Genomic DNA, 24513 nt, shown 5'->3' with positions numbered 1-24513 from the left:
CAAACGCAAGACTGCGGGGAAGGGAGGCGCATTATGGTCCGGACCATCGTGGACGAGGTCCAGCTCCTTCTGGGCCTGGGTCTCGATGTGGGGGATGTCAACTCCGGGCAGATGGCGCTACGCGCCCTTGCCATCTACGCCATCATGCTGGTTCTGGCGCAGCTGGCGAGCAAGCGCTTCCTGAGCAAGGCCAGCGCCTTCGACGTCATTGTCGCCATTATGCTCGGCTCGATCATGAGCCGGGCGATCAACGGCTCGGCCCCCTTCCTGCCCACGGTCGCGGCGAGCGCCGCGCTGCTTGCCTTGCACTGGCTGTTCGCGACCCTAGCGGTCCACACCTCGCTTGGGGCGCTGGTGAAAGGGGAGCCCTGCCTGCTGATCAAGGATGGCGAGATCCAGGAGGACGGGATGCGGAAGGCCAAGCTGTCGGAGAACGATCTGCAGGAGGCCCTTCGGCTTCATGCCGACGACCCGGACCCCTCGAAGATCAAGCGGGCGTATCTGGAGCGTAACGGCAGGATCAGCATCATTCCGTTCAGGACCGAGCCGAAGGTCCTGGACGTCTCGGTCGAGGACGGCGTCAAGACCATCCGCATCAAGCTCGAATAGCATGCCGCCTCCTGGGAGACAGGTGAGTGCCAACATTTGGCATTGCTAAGGAGATCTCTGAGGAATGGCAGAAGCATCCGTTGAGGAGATGTCACATTAGGGGCGAATACTACCCTGTACTTGTCAGGTAAAATCTCGCGCCCAGGGAAATCAACGGCTTGGGCTGTGCAAAAGCTCACCTCGTCGGGCAGCCCAACAACTATACTCGGTTGATGTGACATCCCCGGCGTGGCAGCGCCCGCGGCGATCTGCTTGATCTTGCGATCCGAGACGAGGGCGCTGCCGGACTTCAACTGACCGTCCACGCCATTAAAGGTGTTGACGTCGCGGATGACGACCGGATTCGACGATTTGGCAGTGGGCGCCTCCTGCTGTGCGCGCACGCCTCCCGCCGCCATCCAGGAGAGGCCTCCCGCTAGGAGAGCATGAGGTTTCGTGGGGGAGCGTATGAAGCGCTTGAGGGCAGTCTTATTCGACACCAACGTCAACGTGTTGCAAGAGCGGCGCTTGGAACAGACCCATGACAGAGTACCCCACAATTCCTTATGCTCTCTCTGAGAGGCTTTCGACCCAGGTGCGGTTCGTGGGCCGGTGAGCTGTCGCCCATCCTCTCAAAAGGAGACGCTACCGAAGGCATGCCTGACGGTCTGGATCTGTCCTGCTACTCTTCCTAGTGCCGAGCCGATGCCGCTTCGGAACTCTTCAGGGCCTCTTAGAAGCGGACGGGCTTCCAGCGGAAATGCCAGCAGCTGACCATGCCACTTGGACGCGACACGCTCCCCGATCTGATCGGCGACCTTTATGAAGCGAGCCTCGAGCCTGCGCTCTGGCCCGGATTGGTGGGCCGCATCGCGGTGTCCGGAGGGGGTAACGGCACGATATTCTTCACGGCTCCCTCTCTGACGCGCCGACTTGAAATGGCGGTCATGGGCGTCGATCCCGCGGCAGCGCACGCCTACACGGATCACTTCGGCAGCATCGACCCGCTGGTCCCGGCGGTCATGGCAGCCGCTCCGGGCACCGTGCTCTGCGACCGAATGGTGCTCCCGAAAGAGGAGATGCAGCGCACCACGATCTATAGCGAGTGGGCGGCCCCCAACGGCATTCGGGAGGCCGCGGGCGTTCTCCTCCAACGAGACAGGAGTATGACGATCGTGATGACCGTGACACGCCCGGAGTTGCGGCCATTCGAGAAGCAGGAACTGAGAAACCTGACATTGTTGGCGCCCCACGTCGCGCGCGCTCTTCGCGTCCAACGGCGCTTGGCAGAGGCGCAGCACCGCGGAAACGGTCTCACGGCAGCGCTTCAGCACCTTCGTATTGGTGCGCTGCTCGTCACGGGTGATGCGCGACCGGTGTTTGCAAATCAGAGTGCGGAAGCGATCCTCGCTCGAGGCGACGGCCTTCGCCTCGGCCGCGAGGGCCTGTGCGCGGCCACCGTATCCGACACGACCACCCTGCGACGACGGATCGGGGGTGCGGGAGGGGTCTTGGGCGAGGCGCTCACGGGTGGTTCGGTGCGCCTGCAGCGAACAGATAGGGCGCCTCTCGGGCTGGCCATCGTTCCGGTAGCGGCGCCGACAATCCTGGACGTGCTGGGCCGATCGCGCCCGCTGGTCCTGCTCCTGATCACTGATCCGGACCGCGCGCCCGAGCCGAACAGTGCCGAGTGGCTGCGGGCGATCTACGATCTGACCCCCCGCGAGGCTCGGGTCGCGCTTGAGATCGCCGGCGGTCACGGTGTGGCGGCTGCCGCGGAGCGGCTTGGTGTCAAGCCGTCGACCGTCATCACCCACCTGAGGCAGGTGTTCGCCAAGGCTGGGATCGGCCACCAGGCGGAACTAGCGGCTCTGGTGGAACGTCTTGCGACCCTTGAGAGACCTGAGGAAGGAAGCGCATAGGGCCTTTGAGTTAAGCTCTATTGATAGGCGGGGTGTGAAAGTCAGGATTTAACCTGTCGGACAGTGTCGAACCAAGTCGTGTTCTGCACGAAGAAGCCGAGTTCAGAATCCGCCATTCTGGCATGGTTGTTCTCGGCTTGGGCAAGGCGGACGGTCAAGCCCCGCAGCCGCCTCGCGGTGCGCCGCAGGCGCAGGGCTTGAGGGCCAGCCGGAGCTCCAAGTCATCATTCAAGCTGCCAGAGTGCAACTCGCTCTGACACCGTCCGTCACATCAAGTCCAGGATTCTACACCCCGTCCCCATCACGCACAGCCTCACCACCCTAACGCGAGCCAAGCGCTTCGCCCTTCACCCAATGGGGAGGATCAGGCATCGCGCGGCTGCGGTCCCGGGATCTGTTTCGGTTCGATCCGAATCTGGAGGATATCGGGTGATGTACCATTGCCGAATGAGCCATCTTCGAGCGCTCAGGTTGAACGCAAGGACGGCCGGTGTTCAGAGGTGTGCCTCCTGCCGGTCCAGGCAAAGGTTACGAGGGAGGTCAGAAACCCCAGTGCAACAGGGGCCACGACAGCGGAATAGCACACCATCATCAGGACAACCGCCGTGAGCGACAGGACTGCGATCGCCCGTTCCGAAGGCGGCTTGAGAAGCCTCCAGGCTGCAAGAAGCGTCACGGCATAGACCACGAGGAACATGGCACTCGTCAATCCCATGACTGTTGGTGCGAACACATCAAAGCCCCAGGAACCGACCAGGAAAACAACGTATGCTGCCGCTGCCAAGAGGCAAATCCGCACCGGCGCACCGCTGGAGGCACTGACGCGCGAGCACCAGACCGGCAGCATCCGGTTGCAGGAAAACGCATGGAGGAGACGCGTCAACGTGAGGTGCCACGCATTGGCACAGACGAAGAGAAGTACCAGGGCAACCAGGTCGCCACCACGGCGGCCAAATGTTCCAATGGTGGTGGCGAGCATGATTGACACCGGGGATGCCAGGCTTGCTTCGTCGGTCCAGTGAACGGTGAGGGCAATCGTTGCCGTCAGGGCCAGATAGAGCGCGCCGACCAGGGTGACAGCAAGCAGAACCGCTCGGGGCAGAGTTCGCTCTGGGTCCCACACCTCCCGATACAAAGGAGCGGCATTTTCCCATCCAAGCACACTAAAGAAGCAAAGCGCCATCGCCGTGCCGACGGCCGCCCACCCGTTGGGAGCGAAGGGAACCAGGTGAGCTGGATTGGCGGCCGGAAGGGCTGCTGCGACCGCCGTGAGCAGCATGGCGGCGATGCTGCTCACAAGAATGATCTGGACACGGGTTCCGAGACGCAAGCCAACGAGGTTCAGCCCAACTCCCAGGAGGACCACCCCGATACCGATCAGTTGAGGTGGCCAATGGGGCGGCACGAGGTCGAGGGCAGCAAGGTACTGAGCGGCGGCGATGGCATAGGTTGGCGGCATCGTGATGACGGCAAGCGCCAGAAGGAGCCCGACGGATCGCTCCCATGGCATTCCGAACGCTCTGCGGGCGAAGAGCGCAAGGCCGTGGCAATCCTGGTTCTCGACCGATAAGCGGACGAGGGTCCAGGCGAAGGCGTAGGAGAATGCGATCAGGCCGGCCCAGGCGGCGATGGATGCCGGCCCGGCCATGTGAAGCGCGGCACCCGGCAGAATGAGAATGCCTGCACCAAGAACGGACCCCATGAGATGCACCGTCAGGCCGGCAATCCCCAGGGAACCCTTGTGCGATGGATTGGTGGCTTTGTCGGACAGTGGTTTGGACGGGGTCAAGGCAGCCTCCTGAGCGCAAGCGGCGCGTCTGACAGCGCAGAATCCCCCCTCAAGCGAGATCAGGCTTGCTCAGGCCTGTTCCTTCTGCCCGCGCGACGGAGCGCAGCAATCGAGCATGCTGGGACCGTTGTTGAGGCACGTGAACCTTGTCGGGGCGGAGCCTTTGATCGACGCAACCGAAGCACTGGACCTCAAGCCGGAAAGGTTAGGCGAGGACAGCGAAGGTTGTCCTCCACCAAATGGGGGAGGGGCATGCCCCGATGGGCCCTTCTCGAGCGATTAATGACCACCCGGTTAGGCGTCCATCTCTGGGGCCATGCCCCGTGTCACTGGCCCTTCTGTCATCTGACCTGCAATGGGCGCCCATGATGCGATGAACTGGGGGACATCCTGTGCCGGCATAGCGCGTCCGAAGTGATAGCCTTGCCCTAGATCGCAGCCGAGCTCTCGGAGAAATGACGCCTGCGCAGCGGTTTCGATGCCCTCGGCAATCACTCTGAGGCCGAGGCCCTGGCCAAGGCTCAGGACGGCTTTGACAATCGCCGCATCCCCTGTGCCTGCTGCCAAGTCGCTCACGAACGAGCGATCAATCTTGATGACGTTGACCGGAAACTGCTTCAGGTGCGACGGCGAGGCATAGCCTGTGCCGAAATCGTCAAGGGCGATCGAGATCCCGCCTTCGCTCAAGGCATGCAGCGCCTTTTGAACATTCCCGGCATTGTGGTCGAGGAACACGGTCTCAGTCACCTCCACCCCAAACTGGCTCGGCGGAATGCCTGCCGCTCTCAAGTGACCGAGCACCCTTTGGGCATAGTCATCGCGCCGCAACTCGGCGGAAGAGGCATTGATCGAGATCCGGCCGACGGTGAGACCGGCATCGAGCCAGCAACGCATGTCGCTGATCACGCACGAGAGGATACGAGAGCCAATGGCAATGCCGAGTTCCGGATCATCAAAGGCGGGTGCAAGCGTTTCAGGAGTCTGGATCCCCGTGCGGGAATGGCGCCAGCGCAGGAGCACCTCCTTCGGCTGGTAGAACGGCACGATCCAGTCGTGGACGACCGCCTGGCGGGCCACCTCCAGAGCCGAGGCCCTTTTCTGCGCCTCGTCGCGCATGGCCGGCCTGAACATCGCGAACAGACCTCGTCCGGCAGCCTTGCAGCTATAAAGCGCGAGGTCGGCTTGCTTCAAAAGCTCGTCCGCGCTTGCCTCGGGCGCACCCGAGATGGCCCCCGATGCTGGTGCGGGACTCCTGCGCGCCGGTGCTGAGCCGGAGCGGCTGCTGCATGCGACCTTGAATAGCGGTGGCTACGACCGCAACATCGTCCTCGCTCTGGACGTCGGGCAAGATGATCGCGAACTCGTCCCCGCTCAGGCGGGCGACTCCGGCAGGCTCGTGGATCGCGCGCATGGTGGCCCGCAAGCCGGTGATGCTGGTACGGGTGGCGCTCGCCAACAAGATGGCTCGCATTGTCTGGGCCCTGATGGCGAGTGGCGGGGTTTATCAGGCTCCAGCCGCGGCGGCATAAGTCGTTGCGTCTGTGAGGCTGTTGGGGCGTAGGAAGGTCGAAGGAGAGAGATGGCGCAACGGTCACTGAGACGGAATTCGGAAAACCAGCTTTGCGACGAGCGCCTTGAGCGCGTGGCTCCGAATTGGACCTGATCCGCGAACTCCCATCTGGGCCCGCGGCGTCTGAATGGCCGCAGAAAAGGCCGCACACACGTCAGCCCTGACCACGCGCTGCATCAAATCCGAAGATTCCTCTTGCGTTTCGCCGGGCGTCCACACACGTCGCAAACCGTTCAGTAACTCAGTTCGGCTTACGCCTCCTACACGTTCCGAAGGTACACCATGTTCAAAAGCCGTCACTTCGATCGCTCGATGATCCTGTTGTGCGTCCGATGGTACCTGGCCTACAATCTGAGCCTGTGAAATCTTGAGGAGATGATGGCCGAGCGCCGCATCTCCATCGACCACGCCACGGTGGGTCGCTGGGTGGTTCACTATGTGCCGCTGCTGCTGGAGCCGTTCAATCGGCGTAAGAGGGCCGTCACGGGAAAGTGGCACATTGACGAGACATACAGCAAAGTCCGTTGCCAATGGCGGTATCTCTATCGTGCTATCGACAGCAATGGCGACACGGTCGAGTTCTGGTTCAGCAAGCGGCGCAATCTGACCGGAGCCAAACGCTTCCTCCGCAAGGCGCTTAAGCGGCATGGCCGCCCTGAGAACATTGTGATCGATGGTAGACAGACCAACCGCGAGGCGATCTTGTCCTGTGAGGCAACAAGCCGGCTCACGGATCGGTCTCGACGCCAACTGAAGCCGATCAGGATCTGCCAGAGCCGCTATTTGAACAATAGAATTGAGCAGGATCATCGCGGGATCAAGCGGCGGATCCGGCCGATGCTCGGGTTCAAGTCCATGAACAGCGCTCGCGCCATCCTGAGCGGGATCGAGATGATTCACATGATGCGAAAGGGACAGGCGAAGGATGCCTGCCATCCGAATCCTTCATTGGCCGAGCAGTTTGATCTGCTCGCCGCATGAGCGGATCACAAGGCACCTGCTATCTTCTCGCCCTTGCACGGATTCGCGACGGAACCCATAGGTCTCGTCGATGTGCCGTCGGCCTGTGACGGCTCTCTTGCGTTGATTGAAGCGCTCCAGCAGTTCAGGCGCGTATCGGAATGTCCAGCAATGGATCGTGGCATGGTCGACGGAGACACCGCGTTCGGCCATCATTTCCTCGAGGTTGCGCAAGCTGAGATTGTAGGCCAAGTACCACCGGACGCACAGGAGGATCACCGAGCGATCAAAATGCCCGCCCTTGAACACTGTGTTCTCCGCCACTGAGACCTCTACCCCAGTAGCTGAAACCCTGAAACAAATTCTTGCGACAGATCCTCCAGACCAATCGTTCTAACCATTCTATTCGCGGCTCTCTGAAAGGCAATGTATCAGAATAGCAGATCTGCCTTGCCATCAGCTCACTAACCCCTCGGTGGCAGTCTGCCCGGCCTGCGTCGCCAGTCCTTGCCCCAACAAAATCCATAATCAGGGATAGGAAGGAATCATCTTAAGGCGACAGAGACGGTGCCGCTCGCGGCGAAGGACTATCTGGCAGGATTGGAGAACGCGATGACAGCGGCCGACAGCTTAGCCTTTGGCAGCGTAGCCCTATTGGCCACGCTCGCATTTGGCCTCGTGGAAGCAGATGCAGTGGAGGGGCAGCTGCCGCAAAAGAAGGTTCTTACCCTTGAGGCGGCGCGCCGCGTCGTCGCGGCCGCTGAAGCGGAAGCGCAGCGTAACAACGCTCCAGGCGTCATTGCGGTCGTTGACGACGCGGGCTGGCTGATTCTGCTCGTGCGCATGGACAAGGCGCCAATGCTCGCCAGCATCGAACTGGCGCCCGGCAAGGCGCGGTCTGCGGCCATCTACCGAAAGCCGACACAAGTGCTCGAGGAGGCGATCAACAAGGGCCGCACCGCCGCCGTGACCGCGCCTGGTTTCGTGCAGATGCAAGGGGGGCTACCCCTGATGGCGGATGGCGCCATCGTTGGAGCGATCGGTGTATCAGCCGATACGCCAGTCCACGATCAGCAAATCGCTGAAGCCGGGGCCAGGGCGCTCGCGCCCTGAAGAAGACCTGTTGGATCCAGCGCTATCAGATCAGTTGACCTGGATTATTGAGGTATTTCGATTTCACAGCCGCCATCGACCGATAGGTCATGGCCGCGAGAGTGTTGGTTGGATTGTAGCCGGCGTTCTGAGGAAAACAGTTGGCCCCGTGAACAAAGACGTTGGGCACATCCCAGCTCTGGAGATAGGTGTTGACGGCGGAGTTGTCCCGAGCCTCGCCGGTGATCGCCCCACCTGTGATATGGGTCGTCTGATAGGGCACGATGCTGAATGGAACGGGTGGCAAGGAAACCTTGATCTGGGTTGGTTTCATCGCTCGCGCGATCTCTGTCAGCTTGTCGGTCAAAAAACGGCGCATCTTGAGGTCGTTCTGCGGGAAGTCGAACGTGACACGCGCCAGCGGCGTACCATAGACATCGCGATAGGTCGGGTCGAGATCGATGTAGTTCTCACGCCGCGCCGTACTGCCACCGTGTGCTTGGATCGTCAACGAGCGATCGTACCAATCGTGCAGTGCTCTTTTCCAACCAGAGCCCCATGTCGGCGTTCCGTCCGGTAGGACCGTCTGCTGGATCGGGCGAGCACCGGTCGTCTGCGCCAGAATATAACCGCCGCCAATGAAACCATGCGGGCCATGATCAAAATTGTCGGCGTTGAATTCGTCGATGGTCATTCCCATCGCGCCGGCTCCAGCAAAGGAATTCATACGCTTATCCGCAAAGAACGGGTAGACATAAGCCATCGTCTGGTAGGCGAAGTTCTTTCCGACCGAGCCTTGTCCCGTTCTCGGGTCGTAGGGCTGGCCGATTCCCGATACGAGCATCAGGCGCACGTTGTGAATCTGGAAAGCACACAGCAGTACGAGATCCGCGGGCTGAAACGTCTCCCGGCCGGCCACATCGTAATAGGTCACGCCGCGCGCCACCTTGCGATCGGGAGAGAGGTCGACCCGGGTCACATGACTGTTGCAGCGGAGTTCGAAGTTCGGATTCCTGAGGGCAACCGGCAGGACCGTGTTGAAGGGACTGGCCTTGGACCAGTTGTAGCAGCCGTACCGTTCGCAAAAACCGCAATACGTGCAGGGACCCATCTCGACGCCATCCGGCGTCGTGTAGGAGTCCTGGCTCATATTCGATGCCGGTTGCGGAAATGGCTTGTAGCCAAGGCTCCGGGCCGCCTCAGCGAAGAGCCGCGGGCCGTAGCCCTGCTTCAAGGGTGGTGTCGGATAGTCCCGAGAGCGCGGTGCCTCGAAAGGATTGCCGCCCGCTTGCAGGTTACCCTTCAAGTTCCCAGCCTTGCCGGATGTGCCGCAAACATACTCGAACTTGTCGTAATAGGGCTCCAGTTCATCATAGGTCACGCCCCAGTCCTGAATGGTGAGCTCAGGGTCGACAAAATGTTTGCCGTAGCGCGCCTCGTTGTGACTCCTCATCTGGAAGTCGGCGGGTTGGAAACGCCAGTGCTGGCCATTCCAATGCACACCGGCGCCGCCCAATCCGTCCCCCAACAGGAAGGCACCGAGCCGGCGCATCGGCAGTGCGGTATCGCCGGAATTGTTCCGAAAAGTGAGCGTCTCCCGCGACAGATCCTGAAACATCTCGCCGCGCGAATTCCATTTGATCTCATCCAAAGCATTAGGGGCGGTGAAATCGGGAATCGTATCGCGGAAACGTCCCCTCTCGAGACCGACAATCCGCAGCCCTGTGTCGGCAAGTTCCCGGGCCGCAATGCCCCCGGTCCAGCCCATCCCGACGATCACGACATCCACATGGGGCATCACGCGTGTCATGAGGTCCTCCCGGTTATGGGCCAATGGAAATTGGATCGGTTTCGTACAGTTCGCCGTTGAGATCCACCGCGGGTGTCAGGACGGGGTTCGAGCCGGGAAAGTGAATCATCCGCCACGCCGCCATGTCGCGATTTCCTCCGTAGAGCGGATCGCCGAGGTAGCCCTCGACCGTGTTCTGCCAGAGGATCTGAAAAAAACTTGCCGAAGGGATGCCATTAAGTTCGATCTTGCCACTCTGCAGGAGTGTTAGAACCTCGTCCTGATCGTTGGCGGCGAGTTCGGCGAACCGTTTGCCCTTGCTGCCCAAGCACCATCGGTCGAGCGACCGGAAGCCGGTGCGATAGATCTCGGCGGGCGTGAGTGCAAGTTGCCACCCTTGCGAGGGCGAGCCCTCCGCCCATGGACCTTGCATGTACCAGCGTGCGGCAGCACCGAATTGTCCGCCCAGTTGCCGGTCAATGAAGGTCACGACACCGGCCTCGACGCCTCCGGGCCCGAACTCATCGGCTGGGATCAGCCGATTCACCATCGCCGTAAGGGCCTCGACGTCGGGCTGTGTCAGAAACTGATAACCCTCGAGCCCAGCGGACGGAGTTAGCTCAGGCTGTGAGGCTGGGCCTTGCGGGGCAGGGGCGTCCTGGGTGCCAGAAACCTGTGCCGGAGATTGAGCGCTGGCGAGACCGGCAATTTCGGGGGCGAGCGCGGTGGCCGAGGCTGCGATGAGAAAGCGGCGGCGTGACGGCTTGATCGGCCTCTCGTCGGATGGATTGGTCATTTCGAGGCTCCGGCCTTGAGGCTCTCGAGGTAAGCGACGATGTCCCGGCGGTCGCGATCAGAGCTGATCCCCGCAAACGTCATGTAGGTACCAGGGGCATAGCCGCGCGGATTCTTGAGGAAGGCGTCGATAGCGGACGCGTCCCAGTTGCCCTGATGGGCTTTCAGCGCGTTCGAGTAATTGTAGCCAGCAACGCTGGCGATCGGCCGCGCCGTGACGCCGAACAGATTGGGTCCGACGCGCGTGGCTCCGCCCTGGTTGAGGGTATGGCAGGCCGCACAGGCGCGCTGCGCCAGAGCTTGGCCGCGCGTCGGATCGGGGCCGCCGGTTCCGGCGGGAGCCGGCTCCAAGGCCGCCGATGGGGCCGCCGCCGCAGCACTGCCCGGACTGGCTGTGGGACCGGTTGCCCCCTCGCCGGGTTGGGCCTTCACGTCTGAAATGGCCCCTGCCGAGTTGGAGGGCGCCGACGGTCCGCCGGCAGGCGTGCCCGTGGCAGGTTGACGGGGGCCCGTCACCTTGACACCGGCCTGTCCGGCGCCCCCCGGACCTGATGTACTCTCGCTTAAAGCACTTCCGAAATAGTCGGCAACCGCTCGGCGCCAATCCGGATCATTCACAAGGTTATAGAGGTCCCGCTCCCGGACCTGTGGCGCATTCTCGATTTTGCTGGCCGGCACCCGAAGGGTCGGGCGGTCCCATCGCCCGCTGAACGCCACGACGTTGTAGGGCACGACGATCCGGTCTCGTTCCCACCCGAGAAAGCTATCGGGTTTCAACGTCACATAGAGCGTCCGGCCGGAGGCGAGGTCGATAATAAGACTGTCGACGCGGCCCAGGGTGCGGCCCGTGTTGTCGCGATCCACCACATCAGTGCCGATCAGCTCACGTGACGAGAGAAAATACGGATGCTCTTGAGAATCTGGCTGAGAATCTGGCGCGCCGGATTGGCCAACCTGAGGCATTGATCTGTTCTGTAACTGCGTGCCCGCGACTTGTGGCTGATGGGATGTCTGCTGGGGCCGTTTTCGGTCTGCAGCCTGCACTTGCGGTGGCTGCGACTGAACCACCCGACCCGCAGCGGTTGCTTCTGGTCCGGGCTTTGCATCCGATGCAGCCTTGGCCGGCAAAGCTGCGGCTCCGGAAGGTTGGTTTGGATGTGGAGGCTCGGTGGCGCTCGCCATCGGGGTCGATAGTTGTACAGGCGGCAGCCCAGGTAACTGGAGAATCCGAAGGGCTTGGGACATCGCAGCCTCGCAGCCTGCAAAATCCATCGCTTTCGCCTTCGCTTGCGCCTCCGTTACAAGCGGATTCAAGCGCGCCTGGAGATCCGAAGCGGTTGTCTCGACGTTCGTCTGAATTCGGGTCAGATCCTCGGCACAATTCGCAAAGGCTGCAGTGGTGCCCAGGCATGAAAGAGCAAAAGACGAAACCAAGGCTGCCGATGCAAGGTTCATGCTCGGGCCTCCTCGAAATGCTTGAGAGCAAACCGTCGGGGCGCTTCCCATCGGAGAACTAGCGCGGAGATTTACCCTGGAAAGTTGAAACCGGGGTAAGCCGAGCTCGCATGACGCGACATTCTGACACGCCGTATGCAATCTTCGCACTCAAATTGCATGTCGAATGTATGCTCACTCGCCAAATCTACTCCTTCGCCGACTGTCGCTTTGCCCCGAAAGGCGAGATAAGGAACTCAACAAAATCAATGGCAATCCTTTGCCGCTAGATGTGAGATCTTGCCTATAAAATCGAGATTTCTCCCCTAAAAGTGAGACAGCGTTTACAGGGGCGGGCTGCAATGGAGATGGAGCGGGACCTGCCAGAGTTCGCCAAGGTCGCCTTGCTCCGGACCTATCACAAGAAAGCCCGTTTGCTCGCCACGGTCGATCGTATCGCACCAGATACAGCACCGCGTTCACCCGCAGGGATCAAAGAGCAGCGAACAAACCTGATCGGCATCTCGCCTTTAAGGGCAAAGAATGTCGCTTTTCGACACCCAACGCGTCGAATCTCAAAGGTAAAGGCAAAATGACACCACTGCAGATTGTTTTGTGTTGCTAAACCAAGGCGTTGCGCTTCCCACCCCAAGGGTTACCCTTCTGTGCTGATGCATAGCATGGCGGTATCCGAGTAGCCTCCGTATACCAGCATACCAATCGAACTCTGTGATGGAGTGGCTCTTTCAGCTCCATTGTGCCTCCATGCACGAACGCTCTTGCGCATCACTGCGGCAGGGAGAGCCACGTCCTTTTCACACACTTGCCCTATTGCGGACATTCGCAGAAGCGAGCTTTCCCCTGAGCGTGAACCAACCTGACCAGTCTGCCCCTTCAGAACGCCACAGGACGGTACCTGGTGTGGTACCGCAATTTCAGCTCCAGCAACTCCGTGAACGCAGCAACAATCTCACGAAAGCATGCCATGACGTCTGCCCACAAGACTGCTACAGCCCTGGCCGGGGCACAGGAGCGCGCCTACAATCTTTTCAGGAACCGGGAGTTTCCCGAGATCATCTGTGCCGTGCCCGAGGTTTGCCCGGTTCCCGACTTCATTCAGCCGGACCAATGGGAATTCGAGCGTCCACTTCGTCCCGCCGAGCCGCATCCGCCAGGCTTCCAAGACAAGGCCGCGGATACGGCCGTACGGTTTAATGGATTTTACCTGTTCTACGCCCTTGCCTCTGTTCCGGCTGTACAGGCGGCTCTCGACATGATGATGGGAGGACTCTAAGCCCGCCCTGGGGGCATAGGGATCGATCTCGGGCATGCCCGTGAGAGGAGTTCCTCTGGCTGCGAGAAAACCCAATCAGCGACAGTGCAACAAGGGCCCGAAGTGTAGGCGACATTGTGCCCCCACATGTCCACCTTGCGGGCCAGCGGCTTTCGCGGGTCGCTGCGCGTGGTGGGGGAATGGACGACCCGCGGCCGTCGGGCTGACCGGATTGGAGACGAACAGCTTCAGCGCATCCCATCCGCCAGAACCATTGCCCGGCTGATGAGGGCGGGGCGAGACATGCTCTCCAAGACGGAGACCGTGACCATCGCAGCCATCGAGAGTGGCGTGCCAGCCCTCGTCAATGCCAGAGAGACGATCGCGGAGTTCCAGACCCTGATCCGGAGTGGCCGCGAGGCTGACCTTACCGCATGGATTGCCCGAGCCCGCCAGAGCCTTGTGGCCTCGTTTGCCAATGGCATCGCCAAAGATGAGGCTGCCGTTCGTGCGGCGATCACGCTAACGTGGTCGAACGGCCAGACCGAAGGCCAGATTACGAAACTCAAGCTCATGAAGCGCCAAATGTACGGCAGAGGCCATCTTGACCTCCTACAAGCCAGATTGATTGGAGTTGAATGACAATTCACGACGACCGGTGCACCCACACTGCGTCAGAGCCAACATTGCACGCTGAAACACAGTCAATACGATCAGTTTCATCCTTCGGGTCGATGCCAAGTCAGGCTGCGTCTGGCGGGTGTCGGTGGCCACCGGCCGTCGTGAGCTCGACCCGCTGCCCTGCAAGCGGCCTAAGGGCAGGGTTCAAAATGCCAAGGATTGATGGGGCTTCCATTGGGGAGCCTACGGCCTTCGTGTCGGAGTGCCCCGCCCGCAAGAACGCTGTTGCGGCAATGGGCTGCACAAAGCCAGGGAGTTGACACCGTGAACGGTCCCATGCCGAACGCGTCCCCCCTTCCCGAGCCGCGATACGCCACGGCGATCTTGCCGCCCCGAGCGGATGCGGCTTCGGCGGCACCATGCGCGGCCGAGGGCACAGGTATACCCGCGAGATCAGGCGAGCGCTGTCCGCGCGGGCCTGCGCGGACGCGACCCGGAAGGCGCAGCAGTTCTCTCGGTCGCCCCAGAGGAGGAAGGTTCATGCATCCGGTGGGGTCTTCAAAGCGACGATCGAAGGCCGGGGTGGGGTGGCAGATCATCTGTCGCTGGACCCTTCCTAGAGGAACCCCTCGGAAGCTCCCACGGAGGCGCAACGACGATTTGCACCGCCTGCGCTTCACGGTCAAAGCCGACGTCCCCAGATCCTGCTAGAGCCGGAAACCCGTTCTGTCATTTTCGGCGATCTCCCTGATGACTTTGCAGGGTACACCAGCGGCCATCACACCTGCGGAAACCTCCTTCGTTACAACACTGCCCGAGCCAATCATGCCGCTCCTTTGCTGAAGCCACAAAGGGAGCCCTCAGTCGACGTTCAGCTTGCAGCTTGGCACTCGCTCGCCATCTGACGTTTTTTCGACTTAGAATTTCAATGCCCTCACCTCCGTTTGAACCTGATGAAGAAGCCCTCCGTTGCCTGGTGGAGGCCCTGACAGAAAGTGGGCAGGCGGTGTCCATCTTGGATGCTGAGGACAAGCTCCGCTACGCCAACAAGACCTATCAAGGCATGTTCCTCGGCGACTATGAGGGGCCTTTCACCTTCACCGCGATCCCGCGCCACGCACACCGGAACGGATGTGGCGTTCGGATCGACTGCGGCGATGTTGAGGCCTTCCTTGCCCGAACCCTGCTGCGGCGACGGGGCCTGTCGCGTAAGTCCTTCGAAACCGATCTGGTGGATGGCCGCTGGTTCTGGATCGATCACACGGTCCTGCCGAACGGCTGGGTGCTGTCGGTCGGCGCTGACATCACCGCCCTGAAGCACAACGAGAAGTCTCTGCGGCAGGCCCGTGAGGCGGCGCTCACGGCATCGCGGACCGATCAGCTCACGGATCTGCCCAACCGCCACCATATCCTAGGCCTGCTCGATGAATCACTCGCCGCCAACGAGGGAACGAGATCCGGCTTGTGCATTGCGGTGATCGACATCGATCACTTCAAGGCCATCAACGATGCGTACGGGCATGAAGCGGGGGATGCCGTCTTGGAGCATTTCGCGCGGTCCTGCCGGGAGAGGGGGCCGGCACAGGATCATCTGGGCCGAACCGGCGGGGAGAAGTTCCTGCTGCTGCTGCCGGAGGTTCGGCTCGATGATGCCGTGCGGATCATCGACCGCATCCGGGACGGCTTCCCTCCGGCGGTCCTGGCGCACAGTAGGCGCGAACTGCCGTGCACCTTCAGTGCGGGCGTGACCGAGGCCCTGCCGGAGGATGACCGCAGCTCGATCCTGCGCCGGGCGGACCGCGGCCTTTACGCCGCCAAGCAGGAAGGGCGCAACCGCACCCGGATTGGCTCTGAAGGGGAAGGCTGAGGGCATCGGTCACACCTAGCTTGCTGTTCATAAAGGCGCTGCCCGTGATCGGCCACGACGTCGATGCTCCGGCCCTCCGGGAAGGTGTGAGATGCCAAGACTGAAGGGGCTGGCTACAGACTTCGTCCCACGGCACCGCAGCGGAAAGGTCGGCTATAGCATCGGACGCAAAGCCGGTTCCCACTTTTGCGTCCGATGCTCCAAGGAAAAGGGCTCCGAAGAGCCCTTTGAATTAGCGGCGCACAATCCTGCAGCGCTCAATACGCTCACGGATAATGCGACCATGGACGCGCTTCGTCACCGTCTCCCATTTGCAGACGCGGCGAGGAGGCCCAAAGCGACGCTCGCCATGACGATACTGAACCGGAACGAGGCCAGTGTCCGTCGTCAGGGTGGAGTGATGTGAGACCGGCGCAGCCTGCAAAGCAGTCCCGCTCAGGCCGATAAACGCCGCCACCGCAACGGCAGCAAAGCCAATTTTGAAGGTCATAATGAATCCTTGTTCTTTGCTTCAGCCCCCGGCAGCAAAGACACTCCGATGGTTTAACGACAGGTTAAAAGATTGTGGCTCCCAGACCGGCTGCGGATGAGGTGCTGGCTGAAAGGCTGCGGCTGCTGAGGTGCGCGCTTAACCCATACAGTAGAAGAGGCCCCAAAGGCATAAGGATGTGCCAGAGAGCAGGCCGAGCCGGTTAATCGACCAGCAAAGCAGCATCTTCCTGGCTTCTCTTCTGCTTGGAGCTTTTTGCATGGGTCTGTCGAGCCTTTGAAGCTGAGAAAACTTCGAGACGCGACATACGCCCAAAAGATCAATGGTCAGCTAAGAGCCCGTCAACCTCTGAACTTGTCATCGTAACAAGACCTTTTTGAGGGCGCCATGGACCTTCTTAGCCGCGTCCTCACCCTGACACTCAGGAAAAACCAGACGGAATGACCGTACTCAGAGATGCTGGGGCCGGAACAAGAATTGTTCCCGAACACGCGGCAGCAGAGTACGTAGCAAGAACGTGGATGCGCCAACCGCGCGAAAGGCCTCGGCCATGGCTGAAGGCAGGTGGAATCTCGGCCTGTGAGCCGTGATTCAGGGGCGAAAGGTGAGAGAGGAGGGTACCGGTCCCTAAAGTGTCGTCCAGATAGGTTCGGGAAAGTGAGTGAATGCAAGAGTTACAAGTGGGTACCCGATCGACGTGAGTGTCCCCCTGCTTCGCTTTGAGCGTTCAATCCGCAGGCCTTATCGATGAGGTTGCGGTTCTGTTCTATCTAATCGTGTCAACAGGAGCAGATCTTGTTCTGGCCCCGTGTCTCCTCGGCCTCGCGGCACCCGCGACGGCCATGTCATAGGCAAAGCCGGCGGCCGAGCCTTACGAGCGTCTTTCAGTTCTGATCCCGCTTTCGACCGTTGTAATCGGAGTCTGCATCTGACAGGCGGTTGGTTTGAGCCGCTCAGCCCCTGTAGGCCACGAGAATGGCACCTGCCCCGATAAGGGCGACGCCGAGCCAGTTCGGTAGGGACAGGCGCTCGCCGAGGAAGGCCACGCCGAATAGGGCGACGAGCACGACGCTGAGCTTGTCTATCGGTGCCACGCGGGCGGCATCGCCGAGCTTGAGGGCTCGGAAGTAGCAGATCCACGATCCACCGGTCGCCAGTCCCGACAGCACGAGGAACAGATAGCTGCGGCCGGACACGGATCCGAGCGGCTGCCATTGGCCCGTCCCGACCAAGATCGCGCCCAGCGTGCACAGGATCACGATGGTCCGGATGAACGTCGCGAAGTCAGAATTGACGTTTTCGACGCCAACTTTGGCGAAGATCGCGGTTAGGGCCGCGAAGGCTGCGGACAACAGCGCCCAGAGCTGCCACGATAGTAGGATCGATTTCATGCTGCTCTCCCCTGGAGATTAGGCTGAAGCGCGCCGCTCTCATCTCGGTATTGACAGCCTTCCCTGAGATCAAGCCTGTCCTGCACAAGATCAAATTTTCCAGAGAGGCGGCGGATCATCCCTGCGCGCCCATGCCCCAATGTGCTTGTGGATGGCGTTGGTGCACGGATCGTTTAGCGGACTGGATGTAGTCAAGAGGTGATCAAAATAGCCGGTCTGTCCCAGCCATGCCCTTCAAACACAATGCCGCCCGCCGCCATCGTATCGGCAAGATGAAGTTCAAAGTGGCGAACTGGGCGGAATATGAGGCAGGTCTTCGCCGGCGTGGCAGCCTGACGCTGTGGATGACCGCGGAGGCGCTATCGTCTTGGCACGCGGCGAAGCGCACGACCCGCGGCGGTCAGCCGCGTTATTCCGATCTGGCGATCGAGACCGCCCTGACGCTGGGCCTGGTATTCGGCCTGCGGCTGCGCCAGACCGAGGGCTTACTGGCATCGGTGCTGCAGCTGATGGGGCTGGATCTCGCCGTACCCGATCACACGACGCTGAGCCGTCGGGCACGGACCTGGCAATCACCGGAAGGACGGCAGCGGCGTTGGCCTCCAGGAGAATGGCCTGTTCACGTCCTCATCGACAGCACCGGGCTCCAAGTCTACGGCGCCGGCCAGTGGCTGGAGGAGAAGCACGGCGCCAGGGCCCGGCGAAGCTGGCGCAGGCTGCATCTGGCGCTGGACGCCGACAGCGGCGAGATCATCGCCCACGTTATGACTGACCAGGACAGCGGTGACGCCTCGCAGGTGGAGCAGTTGCTCGATCAGATCGCGGCGCCGATCGGGCAGTTTACCGCCGACGGCGCCTATGACGGCAACCGGACCTACGACGCCGTCGTGAAGCACAGCGCCGATGCTGCCGTGGTCGTTCCGCCGCGCGCCAGCGCGGTAGAAGGGTCGGACACCAAGCCTTCCAGTCAACGAGACCGGCATATTGCAGCGATTACCGCAGACGGCCGGATGAAGTGGCAAGCCGTCACCGGCTACGGCAAGCGGTCTCTGGTTGAGACCGCGATCGGCTGATACAAAACCATCATCGGCAGACGGCTGAGGGCGCGGTCCTTCGGCGCCCAGCAGTCCGAGATCGCCATCGGCTGCGCCATTCTCAATCGCATGCTTGAATGCGCACGCCCGAAATCCGTCCGTTCCAGGGCGGCGGCCACATAGGGCGCGGCATCAAAGATCATAATTCGCAATATTCATGATCCCTGCACCAACGCCGCCCGGCATCAATCGCGGCCACGTTTGACATACCTGAGACCGGGGTGATCCAGCCGAGAATGGGCAGGGCCAGGGCAAGTGTCAGGGCTCTCACGATATGCCTCGATCCGCTCATGTTCATCGCCTCCAAGCATCGACCACCACCCACAGGTCATAGGCAAGGCGGCGAGGGAAGAGCAGGGACAGACCCCGCTCCCTTCTACCGGCAGCTCGCGTTTCCCGCACCGATCACGGTCAGAAAGGTGATGCTCACCGGCGCGAGATCCATAGGCCCGGCCGGAACATGCTGCCCTTGCAGTTCCGGCAGTTCGCCATTCGCCTGCAACTCGACCGGGTGACCGTTCAGTTGCACCTGCTCGTCCTCCAATTTGTGTGCGGTCAGCGTGTAGCGTTCGGCCGCCGTCGGCAGGTCGATCGATTCGGGCTGGGTGCGGCTGTTGTTGATGGCGAGCAGCGTCACGCCTCCGCTCTGGCCCGGCAGGCATTGGGCGTAGAGATGCAGCCCCTCGCGCAGGGGCACGCCCGTGTCGAGCACGGTCGAGCCCATCAGCCGGCGCCACAGGAGGGCCGCCCAATAGTTTGGGCGCGGCTCCATCGTGTCGCGATCGATCAGGGCATAGTCGCTCACGGCCAGGGTATTGTGCATGACCGTGTGGACGCCATGCCTTGCCAATCGGCCGAGCTGGTCGAGGTAGCGGAAGCTATCGAGGAAGGTCTTTGCCCAGGGATCGCCCCCGCAAGAGGATTCGCTGGTTTCGGTCACCCAGATCGGCTTGCCGGGCTGAAAGCGGTCGCGCAGCCCGGCATAGAACTCGTATGTCAGCTCGGTGCGCGAGAGCCATTCCTCCGTCAGGGCCGCGTCGGCGGTCGTGGTGAGCTTCCCCGGGGCCTTGCAGCGCAGGGAGCTCGCCGCATAGGCATGGTAGGAGAAGCCGTCGAATTCCGGCCGTGGCGTCGCAGAGAGCAGGTCTTCCGAGTGGATCAGATCGCCCGAGAGGAGCTTGACCGGGCCTTCTCCGGTCGCGCTGGGGCCAAGGATCAGCATGCCGGGGGCCGTGGATTTGGCGAATGGCCGGAAGACGGCGAAGTCGCGCGCGAAGTCCGCGGCGTCGTAGCCGGGCGGCAGTCCGCCGATTCCTTGAGGCCCGAGCGTGGGTTCGTTGAAGAACTCGGCCGCCGCGATGGTGCCGCCGACAGCCTTGGTGTAGTCGATCAACTTGCGGGCTTGGTCCGGCGTCCAGCGGCCGCTCGCGTCGCGCGTGCCCTTCGTGATGGCAAAGGACGTCACGATCTGCGCGTTCACGGCGTGAGCGAAATCCACCACGCCTTTCCACCGCGGCCGCGTCAGGATACCCTCGAATCCTTCTGGCGGGGTGGCCGGCGCTGGCGCGTCAGAATCCTGGAAATTCACGCCGTCCGCAACGTTGCCGCTGACCCGCACATAGGCCGGCCCAAGAGCCGCGGCAAGCTTGCACAGGCGCGCATCGGACAGGTCGATCGGCGGCAGCGGCCCCTTCAGCCTGGCGTAAAAATCGGCTCGCGACATCTGGTTCGTTGCGCCCGTCATCGTATCGGCCGGCAGCTTGGGCAGGGCGGCAATCCGCTCGTATGGCAACCAGAACTGCCCGCCGATGACCTCCGCCATCTCGACGTTGTAGGACTGGTAGCGCTCGTCCACGGTGGCGATGCGCGGCAACTCGGCCGGCGCCACCGGGACGGAGGCTGCGGAGGCATGGCCTGTCTGCCCAAGGAGTGCCAATAGCGGGATGAGTGCGTACCTCGTCATCATTTCCCTCCGGCCATGCTCACGCGCGATCCCTCGATCACGATGTTCGACATCACGACCTGACGGGCCGGGCAGCGGCCCGAATTCGAGCCTGAGATGTCCCTCTAGGGAGGAACCGGAACCTGGATCCGCCGCTAGTGCTTCCGGATCCTGATGTTCGAGACAACGGCCTCACCCAGGCGCGGAGTGAAATCAAGCTTGAGATATCCATGGGAGACCCCCGTCGTGAAGGACTCGTTGACGACCGTGCGATACTCGCCTTTGGCGGCCTTCAGGACGTCGAAGTTCTCGAGCTTGGTCTCGCCATTCGCGACGACGTCGAAGATGCGCTCTCCGATCGCTTTGCCCTTGTCGGGCTCGAGGAAACCAAGCTCGACCGTGTAGTCGCCGTCATCGAGCGGAATGAAATAACTGAAGCTGCCGCGACGGAAATTCTTGAACAGCTGCGGATCGTTCGTCCCCTGGACAGGGGTCGTGTCGGTTGGCGGACCGAGTCCTTTCGGGACGAGCCAATCGCCCTCGCCACCGATGAAGAAGTTGTCGGAGCCGAAGAGATCGCCTGCTGTGGAAGCCGATGTGGACCCGGTCGCCGCCGGGTCGGTGGCGACGTTGACGGCAGTTGCGACGACCCGTCCGTCGGACGTGAACCCGGTCGTCAACTGGCCGGCTGCGATGTTGATGTCTCGTGTGTTCAGCGACCATTCGACCGAGTCGCTGGCCGAAGTGCTGCCACGGCGGCCAACGGCCGCCACCTCGTTAGAGCCCTGTTCCAGTTTGACGTTCTTGAACACGCATGTCTTCTGCAGGCATTGATCCTGTTTCATCGCCCCGACGGCCTTGCCGTTGATCGAAAGCGCGACTGCGTCGGCGTTGCTGTAGACCTTGATGTCGGCGACCGGGTAGGCGCGGTTGGTGTAGCGGCGGCCTGTGATGTAGGTCACGAGATCGGGGCTCCAGTTCGCCTTGTAGAAGTAGAACGGGTCCTTCCGGGTCTTGCGGTCAAAGCTGACGAGACCCTTGGTGTTGACGTCTTGGATATCGCCCTCGTTGCGGAGCGGGGTGGCGAAGTCGAACATGTTCCAGACATAGCTGGCAAAGAGATATTCGGTGGACAGGATCTTGGCATAGTCCTGCTCATGCACGGAGCTCGCATACTCCTCCGGCTGATAGACGATCGGCTCGCCCGTGTTGTTGACCTCGGCCGGGCCGCCCATGACATTGTCGGTGTGGTGGGTCAACGCCGCGCCGGCGCCGTATTCGCTGATCCCGATGGGCTGGTCGGGATAGCGGACACGAATGGCGTCGAGGATGTCGGTGAGCCGCGCGACCGGGCCCGAATACCAGAGGGGATACTGGTTCCGGGCCCACAGGTCGGTAATGCCGCCCAAGTCGATGTAGTTGCCGTTCACGGGGGGCTGCTCCTGGGCGACATTGTCCGCATAGGCCGTGACACGCTGCGGGTCCTCGTCCTTAGCCAGGGTCTGCAATTCTCGGAACACCGGACTGATATTGTCATACCAGGGCTCGGCGCAGTCCTTGTGCGTGAAGGTGGTTTCGTTGCCCAGTGCCCAGATGGCAATCGCGGCGTGATTGAACTGCTGGCGGATCATCTCCTGCAACTGCTGCCGCGCGCTGGCCCGGAAGGCGTCCGAGGCATCCTTGTGGGGGCAGACCGAGGTGGTTCCGCTCCCGACCATGACGGCCTGCATTCCCTCGGTCGTGGTGGATAATCCGACAGGCAGTTCCGCCCAGGCGACCAGTCCCATGCGGTCGAGGCTTTCGAGCATGTTCCGGCCATAGGGGTAGTGGGCGAGGCGGATGGTGTTGGCGCCGATCTCCTTCACCATTGCCAGCGTGTCATCGATGTCGCGGGGAGAAATGGCCCAGCCTTTGCCGTACATCTCCTGATGGATGGCGACCCCGTGTAGCGGAACGTGTCTACCGTTCAGGAAGAAGCCTTCCCTGGGATCGAAGCGCATCTCGCGGATGCCGAAATCCTGAACGACGCGGTCGATGGCTTGGCCGTCTTCCCGGAGCAACTCGGCCACGAGCTTGTACTGGTAGGGATCTTCGGTGCCCTGCCACAGGTGGGGGCGGTTCACCAGAAGGACTTGGGGAACCGTGAGGTTGCCACCGGCCTGTAGCACGACCGTTTGCTGCGACGTCTGAGCGACGCGGCCATCCGCATCCAGAAGGGACACGCGAACGCTGTAGTCGGCGTCCGCCTTGGCATCGCTCTTGAGCTTGGCGCGCACATTGACGGTAGCATTGCCGCCGGCGATGGAAGTCGTGGTCGCATAGACACTAGGACCGCCCATGTCCTCCAGAGAGAAATGCACCGGATCGATGGTCGACACCAGCGAGACGTAGCGATACAGGCCGCCATACATGATGAAATCGCCCGCCAGCGGAGGGATGGCCGTCACATCGTCATCCGAGATGGGCTGGCTGTTGTCCACCTTGACGAGCAGGGTATTCTTGCCGCTTGGGGCCAGGGTGTCCGTGACGTCGAACCGGAAGGCGGTGAACCCGCCCTTGTGCTGACCGAGCTTGTGTCCGTTGAGCCAGACATCGGCGACGAGGCTGGCAGCGCCGAATTCGAGCCACTTGCGTGTGCCTTCCGCCGGCGTGTCGAACTCAATCCGATACCAGCCGAGACCACGCTTGTAGGGTGGATGAGGGCCGGGGGTGGCGGCTTCGGCATTCCAGGTATGGGGAAGGTTGACGGTTTGCCATTGGACCGCCTTGGAGGCCAGGGCTTCGTCGTCGGTCAGGCTGTCATCCTGAACGAACGACCAGTTTTGCATCAGGGGCGTCGTCGTCCGCAGCTCCAGCGTGGTAGCGCTTGCATGGCTTACGGCCTCTGCGGCAGTCCGGTCAGGAGCCGGGAAGGGTGGTGCGTGCTGTGCCAGGGCCACGCCGCTGAGTGTCGAAAGGAACAGGATCCCGGCGATCGTAAGGCGATTCATGAGCTTGCTCCCTTCGTTTCGCAGGACTGTTGCGAAGAGAATGCGGCAATGCCGGCCGTCAGCTCGCTGTGAAACCAGGACTCATGCGAGACGCCCCTACGGCGGCCCCTCATGAGGAGCTTGATCTGAAGTCATGATGCAAAGTCCTCATGCGGAAAAGCGTCCGTCAGGGCGCGTCTCGTTACCCAGAATGCCGCTCCGATGGCCGGCAAGGCCAGCGAACGGGTTCTCGGAACGGACGCAGGAACTGGGACTCCAAGTGCTTACGCCTACAACGCCAGGAACCTGGGTCCGTTCCGGCGCGCGGCAACAGCGCGGCCACCGCGCCCCTCCGGGAGCGCGACAAAGGCCGCATCGTCATAAATGGAGCCAGCCGCCGTGTGCGCCACCGTCACCCGTAGTTGCGTCGGTGGGGATCGTCGGCCGCATGATCGACGCCGGCCAGATCGTCATCCATGCCGATCTGTCGACCCTGCCGGAAACCCTGGGCCGTGGCCTTCCTGGCGTCCAGGCCGCGACCGCGCTGGACGGGACGATCCACCCGGTTGCCACAAACCTGAGCCCGAGCACCGCGCAAGCCGTCCTCTGGTACGAGGCATTCCATAGCGGGACTAAGGCCCTGGTCGGCTCGCAGCGCTGGGGCGAACTGATGGATCGCCTGGGAAGTCTGTACCGCCGGGCCGAGTTGCGGCACGGCGCGGGTACCTCTCCGGTCGCGTCGATAGATAGTGCCTGTCCATCTCAACGACGCGCCGGGCCGCCGTTCCCCGGCTTGGTTCAATCCCGTTGGCGGAGCTGCCATAGCGAGACCCAGGAAGCGATACGGTCATTGACCGTACATCCGATTCATCCCAGCCGGGTCTCAGGATACGTTGAACGATAGGGTGATCGTAGGAGTTGGAAACC

At 61.8% G+C, this 24513-nt stretch carries 16 protein-coding genes and 6 pseudogenes; 10 read left to right on the top strand and 12 right to left on the bottom strand.

The window, feature by feature from the left end; genetic code table 11:
* The first annotated feature begins 33 nt into the window (after nt 1-33).
* Together RE429_RS30775 and RE429_RS30770 are read left to right on the top strand one after the other, a co-directional pair.
* Complete coding sequence (locus RE429_RS30775; protein ID WP_414476091.1) at nt 34-609, top strand: DUF421 domain-containing protein; 576 nt, start codon at nt 34-36, stop codon at nt 607-609.
* A 755-nt stretch (nt 610-1364) separates the two neighbouring features.
* On the top strand, nt 1365-2510 hold the full coding sequence (locus tag RE429_RS30770; RefSeq protein ID WP_414476090.1) for a helix-turn-helix transcriptional regulator: 1146 nt from the start codon (nt 1365-1367) through the stop codon (nt 2508-2510).
* A 466-nt stretch (nt 2511-2976) separates the two neighbouring features.
* Here RE429_RS30770 and RE429_RS30765 read toward each other — a convergent pair whose 3' ends face one another.
* The 3 genes from RE429_RS30765 to RE429_RS30755 all read right to left on the bottom strand — a co-directional run bounded on the left by RE429_RS30765 (nt 2977) and on the right by RE429_RS30755 (nt 5710).
* Nucleotides 2977-4299 (bottom strand): APC family permease, encoded by a 1323-nt coding sequence (locus RE429_RS30765; protein WP_414476089.1) that lies wholly within the window; start codon nt 4297-4299, stop codon nt 2977-2979.
* Between the two features lie 294 nt (nt 4300-4593).
* A complete protein-coding gene (locus RE429_RS30760; RefSeq protein WP_414476087.1) occupies nt 4594-5490 on the bottom strand; it encodes a putative bifunctional diguanylate cyclase/phosphodiesterase in 897 nt (298 codons plus the stop codon).
* Complete coding sequence (locus RE429_RS30755; protein ID WP_414476086.1) at nt 5462-5710, bottom strand: diguanylate cyclase domain-containing protein; 249 nt, start codon at nt 5708-5710, stop codon at nt 5462-5464. The genes RE429_RS30760 and RE429_RS30755 overlap by 29 nt, the downstream gene beginning before the upstream one ends.
* On the opposite strand from RE429_RS30755, the pseudogene RE429_RS30750 reads away from it, so the two are divergent.
* Nucleotides 5688-5828: pseudogene (locus RE429_RS30750) on the top strand (IS110 family transposase); the annotation flags it as partial. The gene RE429_RS30755 and the pseudogene RE429_RS30750 overlap by 23 nt on opposite strands.
* A gap of 323 nt (nt 5829-6151) precedes the next feature.
* A pseudogene (locus RE429_RS30745) lies at nt 6152-6850 on the top strand (IS6 family transposase).
* A 57-nt stretch (nt 6851-6907) separates the two neighbouring features.
* On the opposite strand, the pseudogene RE429_RS30740 reads toward RE429_RS30745, so the two are convergent.
* Nucleotides 6908-7138, bottom strand: a pseudogene (locus RE429_RS30740) (IS6 family transposase); the annotation flags it as partial.
* Between the two features lie 303 nt (nt 7139-7441).
* On the opposite strand from RE429_RS30740, the gene RE429_RS30735 reads away from it, so the two are divergent.
* Nucleotides 7442-7942: a GlcG/HbpS family heme-binding protein gene (locus RE429_RS30735; RefSeq protein WP_414476085.1), complete on the top strand. Its 501-nt coding sequence runs from the start codon at nt 7442-7444 to the stop codon at nt 7940-7942.
* A gap of 25 nt (nt 7943-7967) precedes the next feature.
* Here the strand turns inward: RE429_RS30735 and RE429_RS30730 are convergent, their stop codons facing one another.
* From RE429_RS30730 to RE429_RS30720, 3 genes are read right to left on the bottom strand one after another with little or no spacing between them, the layout of a single operon-like run.
* Entirely contained in the window at nt 7968-9731 is a 1764-nt protein-coding gene (locus RE429_RS30730; protein WP_414476084.1) for a GMC family oxidoreductase, read from the bottom strand.
* Between the two features lie 13 nt (nt 9732-9744).
* The gene (locus RE429_RS30725) at nt 9745-10506 is read right to left on the bottom strand and encodes a gluconate 2-dehydrogenase subunit 3 family protein (RefSeq protein ID WP_414476083.1); all 762 of its coding nucleotides are present in this window, start codon (nt 10504-10506) and stop codon (nt 9745-9747) included.
* Nucleotides 10503-11468 (bottom strand): c-type cytochrome, encoded by a 966-nt coding sequence (locus RE429_RS30720; protein ID WP_414476082.1) that lies wholly within the window; start codon nt 11466-11468, stop codon nt 10503-10505. Before RE429_RS30720 ends, RE429_RS30725 begins: the two co-directional genes overlap by 4 nt.
* A gap of 1456 nt (nt 11469-12924) precedes the next feature.
* On the opposite strand from RE429_RS30720, the gene RE429_RS30715 reads away from it, so the two are divergent.
* Together RE429_RS30715 and RE429_RS30710 are read left to right on the top strand one after the other, a co-directional pair.
* Nucleotides 12925-13233 carry a hypothetical protein gene (locus tag RE429_RS30715; protein WP_414476080.1) on the top strand — a complete coding sequence of 103 codons (309 nt, stop codon included), beginning with the start codon at nt 12925-12927 and terminating at the stop codon, nt 13231-13233.
* Nucleotides 13234-13371: 138 nt separating this feature from the next.
* Nucleotides 13372-13854 (top strand): annotated as a pseudogene (locus tag RE429_RS30710) (transposase); the annotation flags it as partial.
* Nucleotides 13855-14540: 686 nt separating this feature from the next.
* Here the strand turns inward: RE429_RS30710 and RE429_RS30705 are convergent.
* Nucleotides 14541-14660: pseudogene (locus RE429_RS30705) on the bottom strand (sugar O-acetyltransferase); the annotation flags it as partial.
* A gap of 179 nt (nt 14661-14839) precedes the next feature.
* Between RE429_RS30705 and RE429_RS30700 the strand changes: the two are divergent.
* Nucleotides 14840-15700 carry a GGDEF domain-containing protein gene (locus tag RE429_RS30700; protein WP_414476079.1) on the top strand — a complete coding sequence of 287 codons (861 nt, stop codon included), beginning with the start codon at nt 14840-14842 and terminating at the stop codon, nt 15698-15700.
* 232 nt (nt 15701-15932) lie between these two features.
* Here the strand turns inward: RE429_RS30700 and RE429_RS30695 are convergent, their stop codons facing one another.
* Nucleotides 15933-16190, bottom strand: coding sequence for a hypothetical protein (locus RE429_RS30695; protein WP_414476078.1), 258 nt, complete (start codon nt 16188-16190; stop codon nt 15933-15935).
* A 953-nt stretch (nt 16191-17143) separates the two neighbouring features.
* Complete coding sequence (locus RE429_RS30690; RefSeq protein ID WP_414476077.1) at nt 17144-17581, bottom strand: EamA family transporter; 438 nt, start codon at nt 17579-17581, stop codon at nt 17144-17146.
* Between the two features lie 227 nt (nt 17582-17808).
* On the opposite strand from RE429_RS30690, the pseudogene RE429_RS30685 reads away from it, so the two are divergent.
* Nucleotides 17809-18798, top strand: a pseudogene (locus RE429_RS30685) (IS5 family transposase).
* 253 nt (nt 18799-19051) lie between these two features.
* Here RE429_RS30685 and RE429_RS30680 read toward each other — a convergent pair.
* Together RE429_RS30680 and RE429_RS30675 are read right to left on the bottom strand one after the other, a co-directional pair.
* Entirely contained in the window at nt 19052-20641 is a 1590-nt protein-coding gene (locus RE429_RS30680) for a hypothetical protein (RefSeq protein WP_414476076.1), read from the bottom strand.
* A 131-nt stretch (nt 20642-20772) separates the two neighbouring features.
* Nucleotides 20773-23607, bottom strand: a complete 2835-nt coding sequence (locus RE429_RS30675) for a glycoside hydrolase family 2 TIM barrel-domain containing protein (RefSeq protein ID WP_414476075.1) — start codon at nt 23605-23607, stop codon at nt 20773-20775.
* Nucleotides 23608-24034: 427 nt separating this feature from the next.
* Between RE429_RS30675 and RE429_RS30670 the strand changes: the two genes are divergently transcribed.
* Nucleotides 24035-24490 carry a hypothetical protein gene (locus tag RE429_RS30670; protein WP_414476074.1) on the top strand — a complete coding sequence of 152 codons (456 nt, stop codon included), beginning with the start codon at nt 24035-24037 and terminating at the stop codon, nt 24488-24490.
* The last annotated feature ends 23 nt before the right edge of the window (nt 24491-24513 follow it).

Origin of the sequence: Microvirga sp. M2 (assembly GCF_047497095.1) — a bacterium.
Taxonomy (GTDB): Bacteria; Pseudomonadota; Alphaproteobacteria; order Rhizobiales; family Beijerinckiaceae; genus Microvirga.
This window is presented reverse-complemented; position numbering and strand designations above follow the sequence as displayed.

What these genes read in the sequence shown, in the direction of transcription:
- RE429_RS30695 (WP_414476078.1), bottom strand. Translation starts at nt 16,190, where the DNA reads ATGACCTTCAAAATTGGCTTTGCTGCCGTTGCGGTGGCGGCGTTTATC.
- RE429_RS30715 (WP_414476080.1), top strand. Translation starts at nt 12,925, where the DNA reads ATGACGTCTGCCCACAAGACTGCTACAGCCCTGGCCGGGGCACAGGAG.
- RE429_RS30690 (WP_414476077.1), bottom strand. Translation starts at nt 17,581, where the DNA reads ATGAAATCGATCCTACTATCGTGGCAGCTCTGGGCGCTGTTGTCCGCA.
- RE429_RS30720 (WP_414476082.1), bottom strand. Translation starts at nt 11,468, where the DNA reads ATGCCTCAGGTTGGCCAATCCGGCGCGCCAGATTCTCAGCCAGATTCT.
- RE429_RS30755 (WP_414476086.1), bottom strand. Translation starts at nt 5,710, where the DNA reads ATGCGCGCGATCCACGAGCCTGCCGGAGTCGCCCGCCTGAGCGGGGAC.
- RE429_RS30725 (WP_414476083.1), bottom strand. Translation starts at nt 10,506, where the DNA reads ATGACCAATCCATCCGACGAGAGGCCGATCAAGCCGTCACGCCGCCGC.
- RE429_RS30670 (WP_414476074.1), top strand. Translation starts at nt 24,035, where the DNA reads ATGATCGACGCCGGCCAGATCGTCATCCATGCCGATCTGTCGACCCTG.
- RE429_RS30770 (WP_414476090.1), top strand. Translation starts at nt 1,365, where the DNA reads ATGCCACTTGGACGCGACACGCTCCCCGATCTGATCGGCGACCTTTAT.
- RE429_RS30730 (WP_414476084.1), bottom strand. Translation starts at nt 9,731, where the DNA reads ATGACACGCGTGATGCCCCATGTGGATGTCGTGATCGTCGGGATGGGC.
- RE429_RS30680 (WP_414476076.1), bottom strand. Translation starts at nt 20,641, where the DNA reads ATGATGACGAGGTACGCACTCATCCCGCTATTGGCACTCCTTGGGCAG.
- RE429_RS30675 (WP_414476075.1), bottom strand. Translation starts at nt 23,607, where the DNA reads ATGAATCGCCTTACGATCGCCGGGATCCTGTTCCTTTCGACACTCAGC.
- RE429_RS30735 (WP_414476085.1), top strand. Translation starts at nt 7,442, where the DNA reads ATGACAGCGGCCGACAGCTTAGCCTTTGGCAGCGTAGCCCTATTGGCC.
- RE429_RS30775 (WP_414476091.1), top strand. Translation starts at nt 34, where the DNA reads ATGGTCCGGACCATCGTGGACGAGGTCCAGCTCCTTCTGGGCCTGGGT.